Consider the following 14,052-nt stretch of genomic DNA (forward strand, 5'->3'; position numbering starts at 1 on the left):
CGCGCCTCAGTCGCTCGTTTCACTCGCTCCCTGCGGTGCTTACATCGCCTGCGCCGCCCACAGCGACTGCCCCTTTGAGTCCCACCCGCACAGCACCGCAACCGCGCCTCACGCCTCCCCAGCCTCGTCGCTGGCGGCGATAGCCGCCAGCGACTCCCTCGCGCGTGCTCCTCGCGGCCTGTCGGCCGCTCGGAGGCACGCGCCACCGCACGTCATTTATAAGCGATCGGCGCTGTGGCTCGTAGTTCGTTTAAATACCCTCTCGCCGCCACCGATCTGCAATACCCACTCCCGCTATCGATCGCCGTGGTGTCCCCACTGTTGCCGGCCGGTTTTACGGAGAATCAAGGAGAAAGCCTCGCGCTTCAGCGCGGGGATGAATCCGACAATTCTCTCCAGCAACCACGAACTTCTGGTCGGGTGTTTTAACTGAGTGATCGTTGTATTAATAGTTATCCGAGGCGGTCTATCCGCCCACTTAATCGGACAATATCGGGATTCCCGACCACACACAGAAAGCACCCTTTCTGTTGTAGTGTTCGGGTACAGTAAGAAGTACCTCTGAATCCCATGCCGGGATAGGAGTACCGGCTGATTGGCACAGCCAGTGGCGGTCACCGGGACAGCTACAAACCGTAAACACCCCAAACCAGCGGTTCGGGACCGTGGGAATCTTCGCCCTTCAGGGCGGAGAGGATGTCAAAGGTAATAGATATTTGGTATACGAAAGATTATATGAGATTGATCGAACGCTCCCATGTGGTGTCCGAATAAACTGCTGAATCAAACCCGTTAGACGCGAGCGTCTCGAAACGACCTGTTAAGTTGTACTCTCCTTATATATTATTTTTATTTTATGTTTTAGAGATGTGTGACGACGGATGAGACAGGAGATGAATCAGTCGAACGGCGACCGCGTTGCGGCTCGGAATCGCTCTGACGGGAGTCGTCCCGGTCGCTTCGCCGATGGAATCGTCACCGACGAACGACGACGCGCGCTTCGCTACCGATCGCCGCTGTTCTGCTGTCAGCGGTAGCTGGAACGGGCTGCCGGTCCGAACCACGACCTGCCTCAGAACCCGTCTTCGAAGGCGAACGTCCCAGTCGCACCTTTTTCCCGGTCTCGCTCCGCTCGACCGGCAAAAATCTGCACCAAAAAACCGCCTTCCGAGGACGGCCGAACGCCCCCCTCAGAACCCGTCCTCGAAGACGAACGCCCCCCTCAGAACCCGTCCTCGAAGGCGAACGTCCCGTTGCGCTGGACGACCTCGCCGTCGACCTCGATGACGGAGTCCTCGCTCATGTCGACGATCATGTCCACGTGCTCGGCGGACTCGTTGACCTCGTTGTCCCCGCCCACCGTCTCCGGGTACGCGGAGCCGACCGCCATGTGGACGGTGTCGCCCATCTTCTCGTCGAACAGCATGTTGTAGGTGAACCGGTCGATCTGGCGGTTCATCCCGATGCCGAGCTCGCCGAGGCGCCGGGAGCCCTCGTCGGTGTCGAGGATTCCCGTCAGCAGGTCCTCGTTGCGCTCGGCGGAGTGGGAGACGACCTCGCCGTCCTCGAACCGGAGCCGGACCCCGTCGATCTCGCGGCCGTAGCGGTACAGCGGGAGATCGAAGTGGACCTCGCCGTCGACGCCGTCTCGCGCGGGCGCCGTGAACACCTCGCCGCCGGGCAGGTTCGCCTCGCCGTAGTCGTTGAGCGTGGAGTTCCCGGAGACGTCGAGCGTGAGGTCGGTCTCGTCCCCGGACTTGATGCGGACCTCGTCCGCGTCGTCCAGAATTTCGACCATCTCCGCCTGGAACTCGCGCTGTTCGTCCCAGTCGAGCGAGACGGCGTCCCACACGAAGTTCTCGTACGCCTCGGTGCTCATCCCGGCGAGCTGGGCGTGGCTCGCGGTCGGGTACTGCGTGAGACACCACGTCTTCGACAGGCGCGTCCGCTTGACCTCCTCCATCGCGCGGTTGTAGGCCGCGTTGGTCTCCGGGGCGATGTCGGCGTCCTCGGTGGCGTTCGCGCCGCCGCGCGCGATGACGAACACGTCGGCCTCCTCGTAGAGCGCGCGTCGGTGGCTCGGCTCGGTGAAGTCGTCGGCGGAGCGCTTGAAGGCCCGCTGGGCGCGCTTCGAGTAGTTGAGGTAGACGGGGTTGGCGCCGCGGTCCCCGCAGACCTCGTGGAGGGCGACCGCGAGGTCCTCGGCCTCCTTGGGCATCTGGATGACCACGTCGTCGCCCGACTGGATGTCGGTGGAGTGGTCGGCGATAATCTCGGCGTGTTCGCGAACGCGTGCGTCCATACATCGGGTTTCGCGGCCGGGGAATTACGGCTTTTCCTTCCGGCGGCCCGCGCGGGGGAGCGACCGAGCCCCACTCGCGGACCGCTGCCGACGCAACGCGTTTGACGCCCCGCCTCGTAGGGTCGGGCATGTCCCGGCTCGCGTTCCGCGCGGCCGCGGCCGCCGTCGGCGTCGTCCTGCTCGCGGTGTACCTCGCCGCGGCGCTGTTCGTCGCCGACGCGCTGCGGTTCGCCTGGACCGCCCGCCCCGATCTGCCCGTCCTCCTCGCGTTGCTCGCCGCCGTCGCGGTCGGGTCGGCGTACCTCAGCTACCGGATCGGGACCGCACAGGTCCTCGCCAGCCTCGACGGCGACCGACTCCCCCGAGAGCGCGCGCCCGACCTCCATCGCCGCGTCGACGCGCTCGCGGCGCGGATGGGTGCGGATCCTCCCGACCTGTACGTCACCGACGCCCGGACGCCGAACGCGTTCGCGGTCGGCGGCGGCTCGGGGAGCGGCGCCCTCGTCATCGACCGGTCGCTGTTCCGGGTGCTCTCGGCGCGCGAGGTGGAGGCGATCGTCGCGCACGAGCTGGCGCACCTCGAGACGAACGACGGGTTCGCGCTCGCGATGGCCGACGGGGTCGGGCGCGCGCTCGTCGGGTTCGCCACGGTGCTCGCGCTGCCGGCACTCTTGGCGCTCTCCGGGCTCGCCGCCGGCTCGGCGTGGATCCGCGGGCGTCCCGGCGATCGGTCCGGGCCCTTCGCGCGGCTCCACCGCGCGCTCGCGAACGGCCTGTTCGCCGGGTTCGTGCTCGCGACGCTCGTCGCCCGGTCGCGGTCGCGAAAGCGCGAGTTCGCGGCCGACGACCGCGCGGCGGAGGTGACCGGCGACCCGATCGCGCTCGCGCGGGCGCTCCGCCGGATCGAACGGGCCGCGGAGCCGTCGTGGCCCTTCGCGCCGCTGTCGGCGTCCAAGCGGACCGAGGACCCGGCCGAGCGGTGGCTGTCGACGCACCCGTCGATCGACGAGCGCGTCGAGCGCCTCCGAACGAAAGCCGAGTCGCAGGGCCCGACGAGGCGGATCCCGGCGGGGCCGTCGCGGGGGGCCGCCGGGCGGGGACGGTCGTCTCGATGAGAAGCGTCCATCACACAAGCCGGCGATATCACGGTGGCGCGTGCCTGCGAGGCCGCCCCGCGGCCGAGCAGCACGCGCGAGGGACGCGGTGAGCGCTCGGAGAGCGCGAACCGCGAGGCTGGGGAGGCGTGAGGCTGCGGTGCTGTAGCGGGTGGGCGGGACTCAAAGGGGCAGCCGCGAGGACGAAGGCGCGGGACGCAAGGACCGCAAGGAGCGAGCAGCGCGAGCGACTGAGGACCGCAGCGACCGCACCGAGTCCTCGCGGCTGGGGCTTTGGAGGTGTTCGCCCTCGATCCGCCGTCAACAATCACTTATAGGCGAGCGGCTGGGGCTTTGGAGGGTCCGTCGTCGATCCGCCGTCAGCAACAATTTGGCAAGACGATGTGGTAGCGAAAACTACGGCCGCGGCGTTGATACTGACAGTTCCCGCCTCAACCGCCTCTTACAGCCCGTACTGCTCCCGCGCCGCGTCACCGACCCCGCGCTCGTCGAGCAGGTCCAGCGGCGCCAGCATGTCGAGCTGGACGACGCCGGGGAGCCGACCGATCTGGACGCCGCCGGTGAAGGTGCACCGGGCGCGGATCTCGCCCTCGCTCATGTCGAGTAGTTTCCCGGCGCGGTCGAAGGCGTTCTGCGTGGCGTCGTTGACGGTCGCGCCGGAGCCGACGACCTGAATCGGGGCCATGTCGTCCTCGACGTCGACGCCGTGCTCCGCGCCGAGGTCGCGGCCGGCCTCGCGCTCCGCGTCGCTGTAGGGCTGACTGATAAAGGGCAGGTCCTCATCGTTGGGGAGCAGCACGGGGCCGTCGATATCGAGGCCCTCGATCACTTCCACGTCCATGGTGACGGTGCCGCTCACGTCGGTGGTGTGGAGGGAGAGCTCGCCGTCGCCCTGGTTCGCGTGGAGGTCGCCGACGTACACCCCGCCGCCGTCGACCTCGACGGGACAGATCAGCGTGGCGCCCGCGCGGACCTCCGGGACGTCCATGTGGCCGTCGGTGCGCAGTTCGAGGTCTTCCTCGGTCTCGACGCCGTAGTCGTGGTCGGCGCCGATGAGGCTCTGGCCGAAGTCGCCCGCGTTGTGCGAGTCGGGCATCGTCACCGAGGGCGTCGTCCCGATGTTCCCGACGAAGGGCCGGAGGCGACCGAGCGTCCCGGGCATTCCGTCGGGCTCGTACAGCAGGATCGGGTGTTGTCGGGAGTTCTCCGGGATGTCCATCACGCGCTCGGCGTCGGTCGCGAGCTCGTGGGCGCCCTCCTTGTCGAGGGTGATCCCGACCGCGTTCTCGTGATCGAACGCGACGGTGTAGCCGTACTCGAAGCCGAACGAGGAGGCGTTGGCGCCGCACTCGGCACAGCGGATCGCGTCCTCGCCGGTGCCCTCGACGACGGAGTCGGGCCACGTCGTCCCGCACTCGGGGCAGCGGTGGTCGACGAAGGGGTCGTCGCCGAACGCGCCCTCGCGCTCCGCCATCGATCCGGTGCTCGTCGCCATGCTCGTCACGGTCACGTCGCGAATGTGGATCGCGATCGCGTCGCCGACCTCGGCGCCCTCGACGCGGATCGGCCGGGTCACCTCGTGGCCGCCCCGGAACGAGGGCGTGACCATCGGCCCCCAACACCCCGGCGGCGTGTACGTCTCCACCGTCCCGCCGTCCGCGACCGTCCCCGCCCACTCCTGATCGGGACCGACCAGGCCGAGCGTGTACTGGTCGACGTACAGCTCCTCTTGAACGCCTTGCTGTGACATACCACGCTATGGTAGGGGCGTCGAGAGAATAACGCTGCTGTTGGCGGAAGCGCTCGATCGGTGTTCGGGAAGGCGTGGTCGCTTGCAGTCGTTTATAACTGCGTCCCGTCAAACGGTCACCCATGCAGACCCACGTCGTGCCGGTCGGCTTCGACTACGACCGCATGATCGCCCCGCTCATCCGGGACCAGTTCGACGTCGACCGGGTGATCCTCTTGGAGGGGACGGTCGGCAGCGAGGCCAACGTCGAGTACTCGCGCAACATCGCGCGCAAGCTCGAACAGGACTTCCGGAACCTGCTCGGCGCCGAGACGGTCCGCGAGCGGCTGACCGACGTGTACGACTACGACGCCGCCTTCGAGCGCGCCTACGACCTGATAAACGCGGAGCTGGACAGAGCGGAGGGAGTCGACGAAGCGGGCGAGTGCGACGCCCCCGCTGACCCCAACGACGAGCGCGAGGTCTGGGTGAACCTCTGTTCGATGCCGCGTCCCGTCTCCTTCGCGTTCGCGACCGCGGCCCACTCGATCATGGTCGAGCGGCAGGACGACCGCGACCGCATCCACACCTACTACACCGCCCCGGAGAAGTACTTGGAGACCGAGCTCGCAGAGGAACTGCGGGCGAACCGCGACCTCCTGCGGGAGCTGGCCGAGGACGACGCGGTCGACGACGAGCGCGTCGGCGACAGACTCGCCACCACCACCGACCTGCTCGCGGAGTTCGACGAGCGCGGCACCACCATCGGCGCGAAGCGCATCGGCGACAGCCACGTGATCGAGCTCCCCGTCGCCTCCTTCCAGAACGTCAAGCCGTTCGAGGAGCTCGTCTTGTTCACCCTCGGCGAGCACGGCGAGTTCGCGTCGGTCTCGGAGCTGGCCGAGACGCTCGCCGACGACCTCAACGAGGAGTACACCGACTCGTTCCGCTCGAAGGTGATCTACAACGTCGACCGACTCGGCCCCGGTGGGAAGGGGTACATCGAGCGGGAGGAGCGCGGGAAGTCCTACCGGACCACCCTCTCGCGGATCGGCGAGCTGTGGGTCCGAGCGCACGCGGACGAGGATCGTGAGTTGGCGTAGGACGTGTGAGATCGGACAGTTTTCTTATAAGCGACTGTTGGTGGTGGAACGACGGTAAACACCGCCAAAGCCCCAGCCGGGAGGACTCGCGCGACTCGCTGCGGTCCTCGTCGCTCGCTTCGCTCGCTCCTGCGGTCCTTACTTCGTCGTGCTTCGTCCTCCCGGCTGCCCCTTTGAGTCCCACCCGGCCGCACCGCAACCGCAGCCTCACGCCTCCCCAGCCTCGTCGGTGGCCCTCCGCTTCGCTCCGGACCACCGACTCCAGCGAGGGACCGAAGGTCCCTCTGGCAGCCGGCGCTACGCGCCGGCGACCTCGCGCGACGCTCCTCGTGGCCGCCGGTGGCGGCCACTCGGAGGCGCGCGCCGCCGCGGTTGTTTTATCAGTGCCACGACCGGCCCGTTTTTATCCGTGGGACGGGGAGACACACGCGATGAATCCGGCGCGGGACCCCGACGCGACAGACCGCGACGCCGCCGCCCTCGACGACGACTTCGGCTTCGCCGAGCCGGCGACCGACCAGTCGTTCGAGAACGCGCTCGCGAAGGCCCGGGACGGAACCCGCCTCACCGTCGACGACGCGACCGAACTGCTCGCCACCGGCACGGACACCGAGGGGATCGACCCGGTCCGGAAGGAAGCGGTGCTGGAACTCGCCGACCGGCGACGCCGCGAGGACGTCGGCGACGAGGTCACCTTCGTCGCCAACCTCAACAACAACGTCACGACCGCCTGCAACACCGGCTGTCTGTTCTGTAACTTCAAGGACTCCGCGCACGCCTTCGAGGCCGACAGCGACGTCGACCACGCGGGCTTTACGAAGACGCCCGCCGAGTCCCGCCAGATCGTCGAGGACGCCCTCGACATGGGCGTCTACGAGGTGTGCTCGGTCTCGGGGCTTCACCCGGCCTTGGCGCTGAACGAGGAGCACCACGAGATCCTCCGGTCCTTTGAGGACCCCGAGAGCGCGGTGAACTACAAGCCGCCGTCGGCGTACGCCACGGACCCGGGCACCTACGTCGACCAGATCGAGGCGATGTCGGTCGGCGGGATCCACGTCCACTCGATGACGCCGGAGGAGGCGTACCACGCCGCCCGCGGCACCGACTGGGACTACGAGACGGTCTACCGCGAGCTGGCGGCCGCGGGGCTCGACTCCGCGCCCGGCACCGCCGCGGAGATCCTCGTCGACGAGGTCCGCGACGTGATCTGCCCCGGGAAGATCCGCACCGACGACTGGGTGGCGGCGATGGAGGGCGCGATGGCCGCCGGCCTCGACACCACCGCGACGATGATGTACGGCCACGTCGAGACGGTCGCCCACCGCGCGGAGCACCTCGGGGTGATCCGCGACCTGCAGGACCGCACCGGGGGGATCACCGAGTTCGTCCCCCTCTCGTTCATCCACCAGAACACCCCCCTCCACCGCCACGGCGTCGTCGACTCCGGCCCCTCGCGCGACGAGGACGAGCTGGTGGTCGCGGTCGCGCGCCTCTTCCTCGACAACGTCGACCACGTGCAGGCCTCGTGGGTGAAGTCGGGCGACGCCCACGGCCTGAAGCTGCTCAACTGCGGCGCCGACGACTTCATGGGCACCATCCTCTCGGAGGAGATCACGAAGCGGGCCGGCGGCGACTACGGCGAGTTCCGCTCGTTCGACGACTACGTCGACATGATCACGGCGATCGGTCGGACACCCGTCGAGCGCTCGACCGACTACCGCACCCGCCGCCGGATCGACTCCGACGACGGCCCCCACGGCCCGCGGCTCGGCCCCCGCGCCGACGGCACGCCGATGCTTCCGGACCGGTCGTCCGGGGCCTCGGAGCCCGACGGCGAGTCGGCGGGCGCGGACGACTGAGCCGGTCGGAAGGGCGAGCCCGCCGAAGCACCCACCAGGCCGCTCCCGGCAGGCGGCTCCCAGTCGGCGGGAACCGCCGAAATACTCTTAATATTGGTAACCATTAACAAGGACGAGATGACCGCGTCAGACGCATCGACCGCCGGTTCGGAGAGGGACCCGCCGCCCGAGGACGGCGACGGCGAGTCGGACCCCCCGAGGGTCGCGCTCACTCGCACCGACGAGCGGGTGCTGGCGTACCTCGACGACGTCGGCACCGACTATCCGGCGTTCGTCGCGAGCAACACGGGGCTGTACGTCGACCACGTCGAGTCGCGGCTGGACGCGCTCGACGCGGCGGGGCTCGTCGAGCGGGTGACTGACGAGGAGGTCTTCAGGATCACCGACGCCGGCCGCGACGCGCTGCGGGAGGACTGCGCGGCGTGGTCGGACTGATCGGGGGTCGGTCGGCGGTTTCGGGCCCGTTCGAGCTTACCGCCCGAGATCGGCGTGCGCCGAGGAGAGGTGTCTGGAGCCGAGCGCCGCCAGAAGGGAGAGCTCGCCGGCGAGCGAGCCCACCGCGATCGCCTCCGCGAGCGCGTCGCCGTTGCTCCCGGCGGGGTCGCCGCCGCCGCGGACGCCGAGGATGTCGAGCCCCGCCGCCTGCGTCGGGAGCTTCGTCCCGCCGCCGACGGTACCCACTTCGAGGCTCGCGAGCGACACGGAGAGGTAGAGGTCGCCGTCGGGCGTCGCCTCCGCGGTCGTGATCGCGTTCGCCCCCTCGACGACCTGCGCCTCGTCCTGCCCGGTCGCCAAGAACATCGCCGCGACCGCGTTGGCGACGTGGGCGTTGAAGCCGAGCCCGCCCGCCTTCGCGGAGCCGACGAGGTTCTTCCGGGTGTTGATCTCGGCGATCGACTCCGGGGTCGTGTGGAGCCGCTCCTCGACGACCTCGCGGGGGATCTCAACGTCGGCGCTCACGGAGCGCCCGCGCCCCTCGACCGCGTTGATCGCGGCCGGCTTCTTGTCCGAACAGAGGTTGCCCGAGAGCGCGACGAGCGAGGCGTCGGTCGCGTCCTCGATCGCGTCGCAGGCCTCGCGGGTCGCGATGGTGACCATGTTCATCCCCATCGCGTCCTTCGTGTCGTAGCGGAACCGAAGGTAGACGTTGTTGCCGACGACGTACGGCGTCACGTCGAGCAGTTCGCCGTGGCTCGTCGTCGACTCGGCGGCCTCCCGCAGCGCCTCCTCGTTGTCCCGGACCCACGAGACGAGCGCCTCCGCCTCGGCCACGTCGGCGACGCGGAAGACCGGCGCGCGGGTCATCCCGCTCTTCGTCACGCGCGCGGTCGCGCCGCCGGCGTCGTTGACGACCGAGCAGCCGCGGTTGATCGAGGCGACTAAGGCGCCCTCCGTGGTCGCCATCGGGAGGTAACGCTCGCCCGAGAGCGCGCCGCCGTCGACCGCGACGGGGCCGGCGACGCCCATCGGTACCTGCACGGCCCCGACCATGTTCTCGATGTTCGACCCGTTGGCGTCGGCCGCGTCGAACGCGTACTCGCCGAGCGCGTCGACGTCGGCGTCGGCGGTCTCGCCGACGAGCAGGCGCCGGGCGGCCGCGGCGGTGTCGGCGTCGGCGTGCTCTTCGAGCTCGTGGAAGCGGATCTCGCCCTCGCGGACGCGCTCCGCGAGCGACGCGGGGGTGGCGTCGGTCATGTCCGCGTCTCCTCGCGGCGCGTGCTAATGGTTGTCGATTCGGCGGGGGACCCGAAGCCTCAGCGCCCGACGATCCCGGAGAGCCGCTCGCGGAGCGACTCGCCGCCGAGCTTGAGGTAGTAGGCGTCGCCGCCGTCCTCGTAGTAGTCGTCGATCCGGCGGACGACCTCGAAGCCGAGGTGTTCGTAGAAGCCGAGCGCCCCGGTGTTGGTCGTGCGGGCGTGACAGGTGACCGATCGGTGGTCCGCGGCCACGTCGGCGATGAGACGCTCGGCGTGGCCGCGCCCCCGGTGGTCGGGGTGGACGGCGAGAAAGAGGACGTAGCCGTCGCGCCGCACGGAGGCGAACGCCACGATCTCGTCGTTCTCGATCAGTAGGTGCGTCGTGGAGCGACGGTAGGCGTCGACGAAGAATCCGCGCCGCTGTCGGAGGACCCCCTCCGCGGATCGGATCCGCTCTTTGAGCTCCCACGCCTCCGTGGCGTGATCGGCCTCGCCGGGCGGTTCCGTCCGCTTTTCCACGTTGACGCTCACTGCACGAGGCTAACACGCCAACGGAATATAACTCCACCGCCACCGGGGAGGGTTGCAGTCGGGCCGTTTCGACGCGAATCGGACCCCGTCGCGTCGCCCTCGAACCGGACCCTCCGCCGCGACCGACTCTACCCGCCGCACTCGACGACGGAAGCGTTTTGGTCGGGTCGGTCGTGGCTCCGGTAATGGCCGCCGAGTCGCCACCGGACCGCGGACGCCTCAGACGGGCGCTCCTGACCGGCGTCGCCGTCATCGTGCCCTCCGTCATCACCCTCGCGGTGCTGGGGGTGGTGTTCAACGCGATCTACGACTATCTGGACGCCTTCTCCACGGCGATCGTGCCGCTTTTGCCGCCGATGATGCTCCCGATCGGCCGCGAGATCGCCATCGAGATCGCGACCCCGATCGTGTTCGTCGCGTCGATCCTCGCCCTCGGGATCGTCGTCGAGTCGACGCGGTACGGGGAGCTCGCGGTCGAGTACGCCCACTACGGCATCGAACAGATCCCGGGCGTCGGCTCGGTGTACCAGGGGTTCAGGCAGATGAGCGACGCGATGCTGGAGTCGGACACGGGGAACTTCCGCGAGGTCGTCCTCGTCGAGTTCCCCACCGAGGGGACCTACGCGCTCGCGTTCGTCACGAGCGAGGCCCCGGCGGTGATCGCCGACCCGGCCGACGGCGGCGAGATGCGCTCGCTGTTCATGCCCATGGCCCCGAACCCGGTGATGGGCGGGCACGTCGTCTTCGTTCCCGAAGGACGGATCGTCGACGTGGATCTGACCGTCGACGAGGGGATCCAGGCGATCGTGACGAGCGGCGTCGCGATCGGCGGGGAGGGGTCGGACCCCGACGGGCTCTCGCCGGAGGAGCTCAAGCGGATCGGCGCGCGAAACCGGATCGGATCGGCGTTCCGGTCCGAGCACGACGCTCGGACCGGGACCGAGACCGGCGAGGGCCGGGGCGGGACGAACGCCGCGGACCCGAGCGGGACGAGCGTCGAGGACTCGAACGGGGGTGACGACCGGTGAGCTACGCCCTCCGCGAGCACACCGCCGACGTGGCGGTCGAGGCGACCGCGCCGACCCTCGCGGCGCTGTTCGAGGCCGTCGCCGACGGGCTCACCGCCGCGAGCTGCGAGACGGTCCCCGAGGTGGGAGAGCGGTTCGCGTTCACCGTGAGCGCCGAGAGCCGCGAGGCGCTGCTGTTCGACTACCTCGACCAGTTGATCTACGAGCGCGACGTGCGGCTCGTGCTCCCGGCCGGTCACCGGTGTGCGGTCTCGGGGCCGGACGACTCCGACGGCGTCGACGACCCCGAGTCGAGCGACGACGGCGCGTGGACCGCCGAGGCGTCGGCCCGCGGCGTCCCCCTCGACGCCGTCGCCGCTCGGGAGATCAAGGCGGTCACCTACTCCGAGATGACCCTCGAACGGCGGGGCGACGAGTGGTACGCTTACGTCGTCTTCGACGTGTGACGCCCCCACACGCCTGAAAAACGTGATCTCGTGGAAACCGTTATCAGAGGGGAGTTCATTGTTACCGCATGTCACATACAGGCGAGAGCGGCGCGGAGGCGCGAGCCGAAACCGGAGGGGAAGAGGCGACGGGAGAGGGCTCTGCGGCGACCGGGCGGCACTGGCGCGCGGGCGCCGCCGGCGGGCTGATCGCCGGCGCGGTCATGGGCGTCGTGTTGCACGGGGCGTTGGGCCTCATGCCGACGATCGGCGCGCTCGTCGGCGTCGAGACGGCCGCCGCCGGCTGGGCCGTCCACCTGTTCAACAGCACCCTCTTCGGGGCGCTGTTCGTCGCCGTCTTCGACCGCGCGTTCTTCGACGACCTGCGCGGAGACGTGGGGGGCTGTCTCTCGCTCGGCGTCGTCCACTCGGCGCTGCTCGGCGTGATAACCGGCGGGCTGCTGTTGCCGACCGCGCTCGCGATCGAGGGCGCCACCGCGCTGCCGGTGCCGACGCTACCGGTGCCCGGGCTCACGGTGGGATTCGAGTTCGGCGCGGTGATCGCGGTCGCACACCTGCTGTACGGACTCGTGCTCGGGCGGGTCTTCGCCGCGTTCACGCTCGCCGAGGGCGAGATCGGCTGGCTCCCGATCGACCCGGTCGACCGCTGAGATCGCGGGGAGACCCGCCCCTCCCCGCGCCCGCTGACGCAACGCCCTTCTCCCCCCGTACCGAACGCCGGTGTATGACCACGCGCGAGTTCGACGGGATCCGACTGGAGAAGGTGCGCGAGCACGTCTGGGAGATCCCCCGCGAGGGCGACATGAACGTCCCGGCGCGAGTGCTCGCCAGCGAAGCCCTGCTCGAGGAGATCGGCGAGGACGACTCGCTCCAACAGTTGAAGAACGCGACCCACCTCCCGGGGATCGTCGAGCCCGCACTCTGTATGCCCGACGGCCATCAGGGGTACGGCTTCCCGGTCGGGGGCGTCGGCGCGATCGACGCCCGAACCGGCTGCATATCGCCCGGAGCGGTCGGCTACGACATAAATTGCGGCGTTAGAATGGTGAAAACTAACCTCACCTACGACGACGTGCGCGGCCGCGAGGAGGAGCTCGTCGACGCGCTCTTCGAGGCGATCCCCTCCGGGCTCGGCGGGGGCGGCGTCGTCGACGGTGACGCCGACGCGATCGAGGGCGCCCTCGAACGAGGCGTCGAGTGGGCGGTCGAGGAGGGGTACGGGATCGAGAGCGACCTCATGCGCTGCGAGGACGAGGGGCGGCGCCCCGACGCTCGACCCGAGTACGTCTCCCAGAAGGCGATGGACCGCGGGCGCAACCAGATGGGCTCGCTCGGCTCGGGCAACCACTTCCTGGAGGTCCAGCGCGTTACCGACGTGTTCCGCGAGGAGGTCGCCGACGAGTTCGGCCTCGAAGCGGACGGGATCGTCGTCCTGATCCACTGCGGGAGCCGCGGGCTCGGCCACCAGACCTGCAACGACTACCTCCGGCGGATCGAGAAGGAGCACGGCGACCTGCTCGCCGACCTGCCGGACAAGGAGCTCGCGGCCGCGCCCGCCGGCTCCGAGCTGGCCGAGGAGTACTACGGCGCGATGGGCGCCTGTATCAACTTCGCGTGGGTGAACCGCCAGCTCATCACCCATCAGGCCCGCGAGACGTTCGGCGAGGTGTTCGACGCCGACCCGATCGAAGACCTCGGGATGGAGCTGCTGTACGACGTGGCGCACAACATCGCCAAGAAGGAGACCCACGAGGTCGGCGTCGACGCCGACGGGCGCCCCGCGGTCGGCGACGAGGCGGTCGACCGCGCGGACCGCGAGCTGTACGTCCACCGGAAGGGCGCGACCCGGGCGTTCCCCGCGGGCCACGAGGACGTGCCCGCGACCTACCGCGACGTGGGCCAGCCCGTGATCATCCCCGGCAGCATGGGCGCCGGATCGTACGTGCTCCGCGGCGGCGACCAGTCGATGTCGGTGTCGTTCGGCTCCACCGCCCACGGCGCCGGCCGGCTGATGAGCCGAACGCAGGCGAAACAGGAGTTCTGGGGCGGCGACGTGCAATCGGACCTCGAATCGGGCCAGCAGATCTACGTGAAGGCGCAGTCCGGCGCCACCATCGCCGAGGAGGCGCCCGGCGTCTACAAGGACATCGACGAGGTGATCCGCGTCAGCGACGAGCTGGGAATCGGCGACAAGGTCGCCCGGACGTTCCCCGTCTGTAACATCAAGGGATAGGCCGCGGCC

The 14,052-nt window shown here is 69.3% G+C and carries 12 protein-coding genes; 8 read left to right on the top strand and 4 right to left on the bottom strand.

Features of this window, described 5'->3' with window-relative positions; translation table 11 throughout:
* Positions 1-1,222: 1,222 nt before the first annotated feature.
* Complete coding sequence (locus EDM04_RS12530) at positions 1,223-2,302, bottom strand: aminopeptidase (RefSeq protein WP_123622595.1); 1,080 nt, start codon at positions 2,300-2,302, stop codon at positions 1,223-1,225.
* Between the two features lie 128 nt (positions 2,303-2,430).
* On the opposite strand from EDM04_RS12530, the gene EDM04_RS12535 reads away from it, so the two are divergent.
* The gene (locus tag EDM04_RS12535) at positions 2,431-3,417 is read left to right on the top strand and encodes a M48 family metallopeptidase (protein WP_123622597.1); all 987 of its coding nucleotides are present in this window, start codon (positions 2,431-2,433) and stop codon (positions 3,415-3,417) included.
* A gap of 442 nt (positions 3,418-3,859) precedes the next feature.
* On the opposite strand, the gene EDM04_RS12540 is transcribed toward EDM04_RS12535, so the two are convergent.
* Entirely contained in the window at positions 3,860-5,167 is a 1,308-nt protein-coding gene (locus EDM04_RS12540) for an acetamidase/formamidase family protein (RefSeq protein WP_123622599.1), read from the bottom strand.
* A gap of 122 nt (positions 5,168-5,289) precedes the next feature.
* Here EDM04_RS12540 and EDM04_RS12545 point away from each other — a divergent pair, with 122 nt between their 5' ends.
* The 3 genes from EDM04_RS12545 to EDM04_RS12555 all read left to right on the top strand — a co-directional run bounded on the left by EDM04_RS12545 (position 5,290) and on the right by EDM04_RS12555 (position 8,543).
* On the top strand, positions 5,290-6,249 hold the full coding sequence (locus EDM04_RS12545) for a DUF6293 family protein (RefSeq protein WP_123622601.1): 960 nt from the start codon (positions 5,290-5,292) through the stop codon (positions 6,247-6,249).
* A gap of 431 nt (positions 6,250-6,680) precedes the next feature.
* Positions 6,681-8,108: a 7,8-didemethyl-8-hydroxy-5-deazariboflavin synthase subunit CofH gene (gene cofH, locus EDM04_RS12550; RefSeq protein ID WP_123622603.1), complete on the top strand. Its 1,428-nt coding sequence runs from the start codon at positions 6,681-6,683 to the stop codon at positions 8,106-8,108.
* 117 nt (positions 8,109-8,225) lie between these two features.
* Complete coding sequence (locus EDM04_RS12555; RefSeq protein ID WP_123622605.1) at positions 8,226-8,543, top strand: DUF2250 domain-containing protein; 318 nt, start codon at positions 8,226-8,228, stop codon at positions 8,541-8,543.
* Positions 8,544-8,579: 36 nt separating this feature from the next.
* Here the strand turns inward: EDM04_RS12555 and hmgA are convergent, their stop codons facing one another.
* Together hmgA and EDM04_RS12565 are read right to left on the bottom strand one after the other, a co-directional pair.
* Positions 8,580-9,803 carry a hydroxymethylglutaryl-CoA reductase (NADPH) gene (hmgA, locus tag EDM04_RS12560; RefSeq protein WP_123622607.1) on the bottom strand — a complete coding sequence of 408 codons (1,224 nt, stop codon included), beginning with the start codon at positions 9,801-9,803 and terminating at the stop codon, positions 8,580-8,582.
* Positions 9,804-9,862: 59 nt separating this feature from the next.
* A complete protein-coding gene (locus EDM04_RS12565; RefSeq protein ID WP_123622609.1) occupies positions 9,863-10,336 on the bottom strand; it encodes a GNAT family N-acetyltransferase in 474 nt (157 codons plus the stop codon).
* 185 nt (positions 10,337-10,521) lie between these two features.
* Between EDM04_RS12565 and EDM04_RS12570 the strand changes: the two genes are divergently transcribed.
* The 4 genes from EDM04_RS12570 to EDM04_RS12585 all read left to right on the top strand — a co-directional run bounded on the left by EDM04_RS12570 (position 10,522) and on the right by EDM04_RS12585 (position 14,043).
* Complete coding sequence (locus tag EDM04_RS12570; RefSeq protein ID WP_123622612.1) at positions 10,522-11,364, top strand: DUF502 domain-containing protein; 843 nt, start codon at positions 10,522-10,524, stop codon at positions 11,362-11,364.
* Positions 11,361-11,810, top strand: a complete 450-nt coding sequence (locus tag EDM04_RS12575; RefSeq protein WP_123622614.1) for an archease — start codon at positions 11,361-11,363, stop codon at positions 11,808-11,810. Before EDM04_RS12570 ends, EDM04_RS12575 begins: the two co-directional genes overlap by 4 nt.
* Before the next feature lie 203 nt (positions 11,811-12,013).
* The gene (locus EDM04_RS12580; protein WP_241154909.1) at positions 12,014-12,460 is read left to right on the top strand and encodes a hypothetical protein; all 447 of its coding nucleotides are present in this window, start codon (positions 12,014-12,016) and stop codon (positions 12,458-12,460) included.
* A 74-nt stretch (positions 12,461-12,534) separates the two neighbouring features.
* Positions 12,535-14,043: an RtcB family protein gene (locus EDM04_RS12585; protein ID WP_123622618.1), complete on the top strand. Its 1,509-nt coding sequence runs from the start codon at positions 12,535-12,537 to the stop codon at positions 14,041-14,043.
* Positions 14,044-14,052 lie beyond the last annotated feature (9 nt).

Origin of the sequence: Halorubrum sp. CSM-61 (assembly GCF_003781945.1) — an archaeon.
GTDB lineage: Archaea > Halobacteriota > Halobacteria > Halobacteriales > Haloferacaceae > Halorubrum.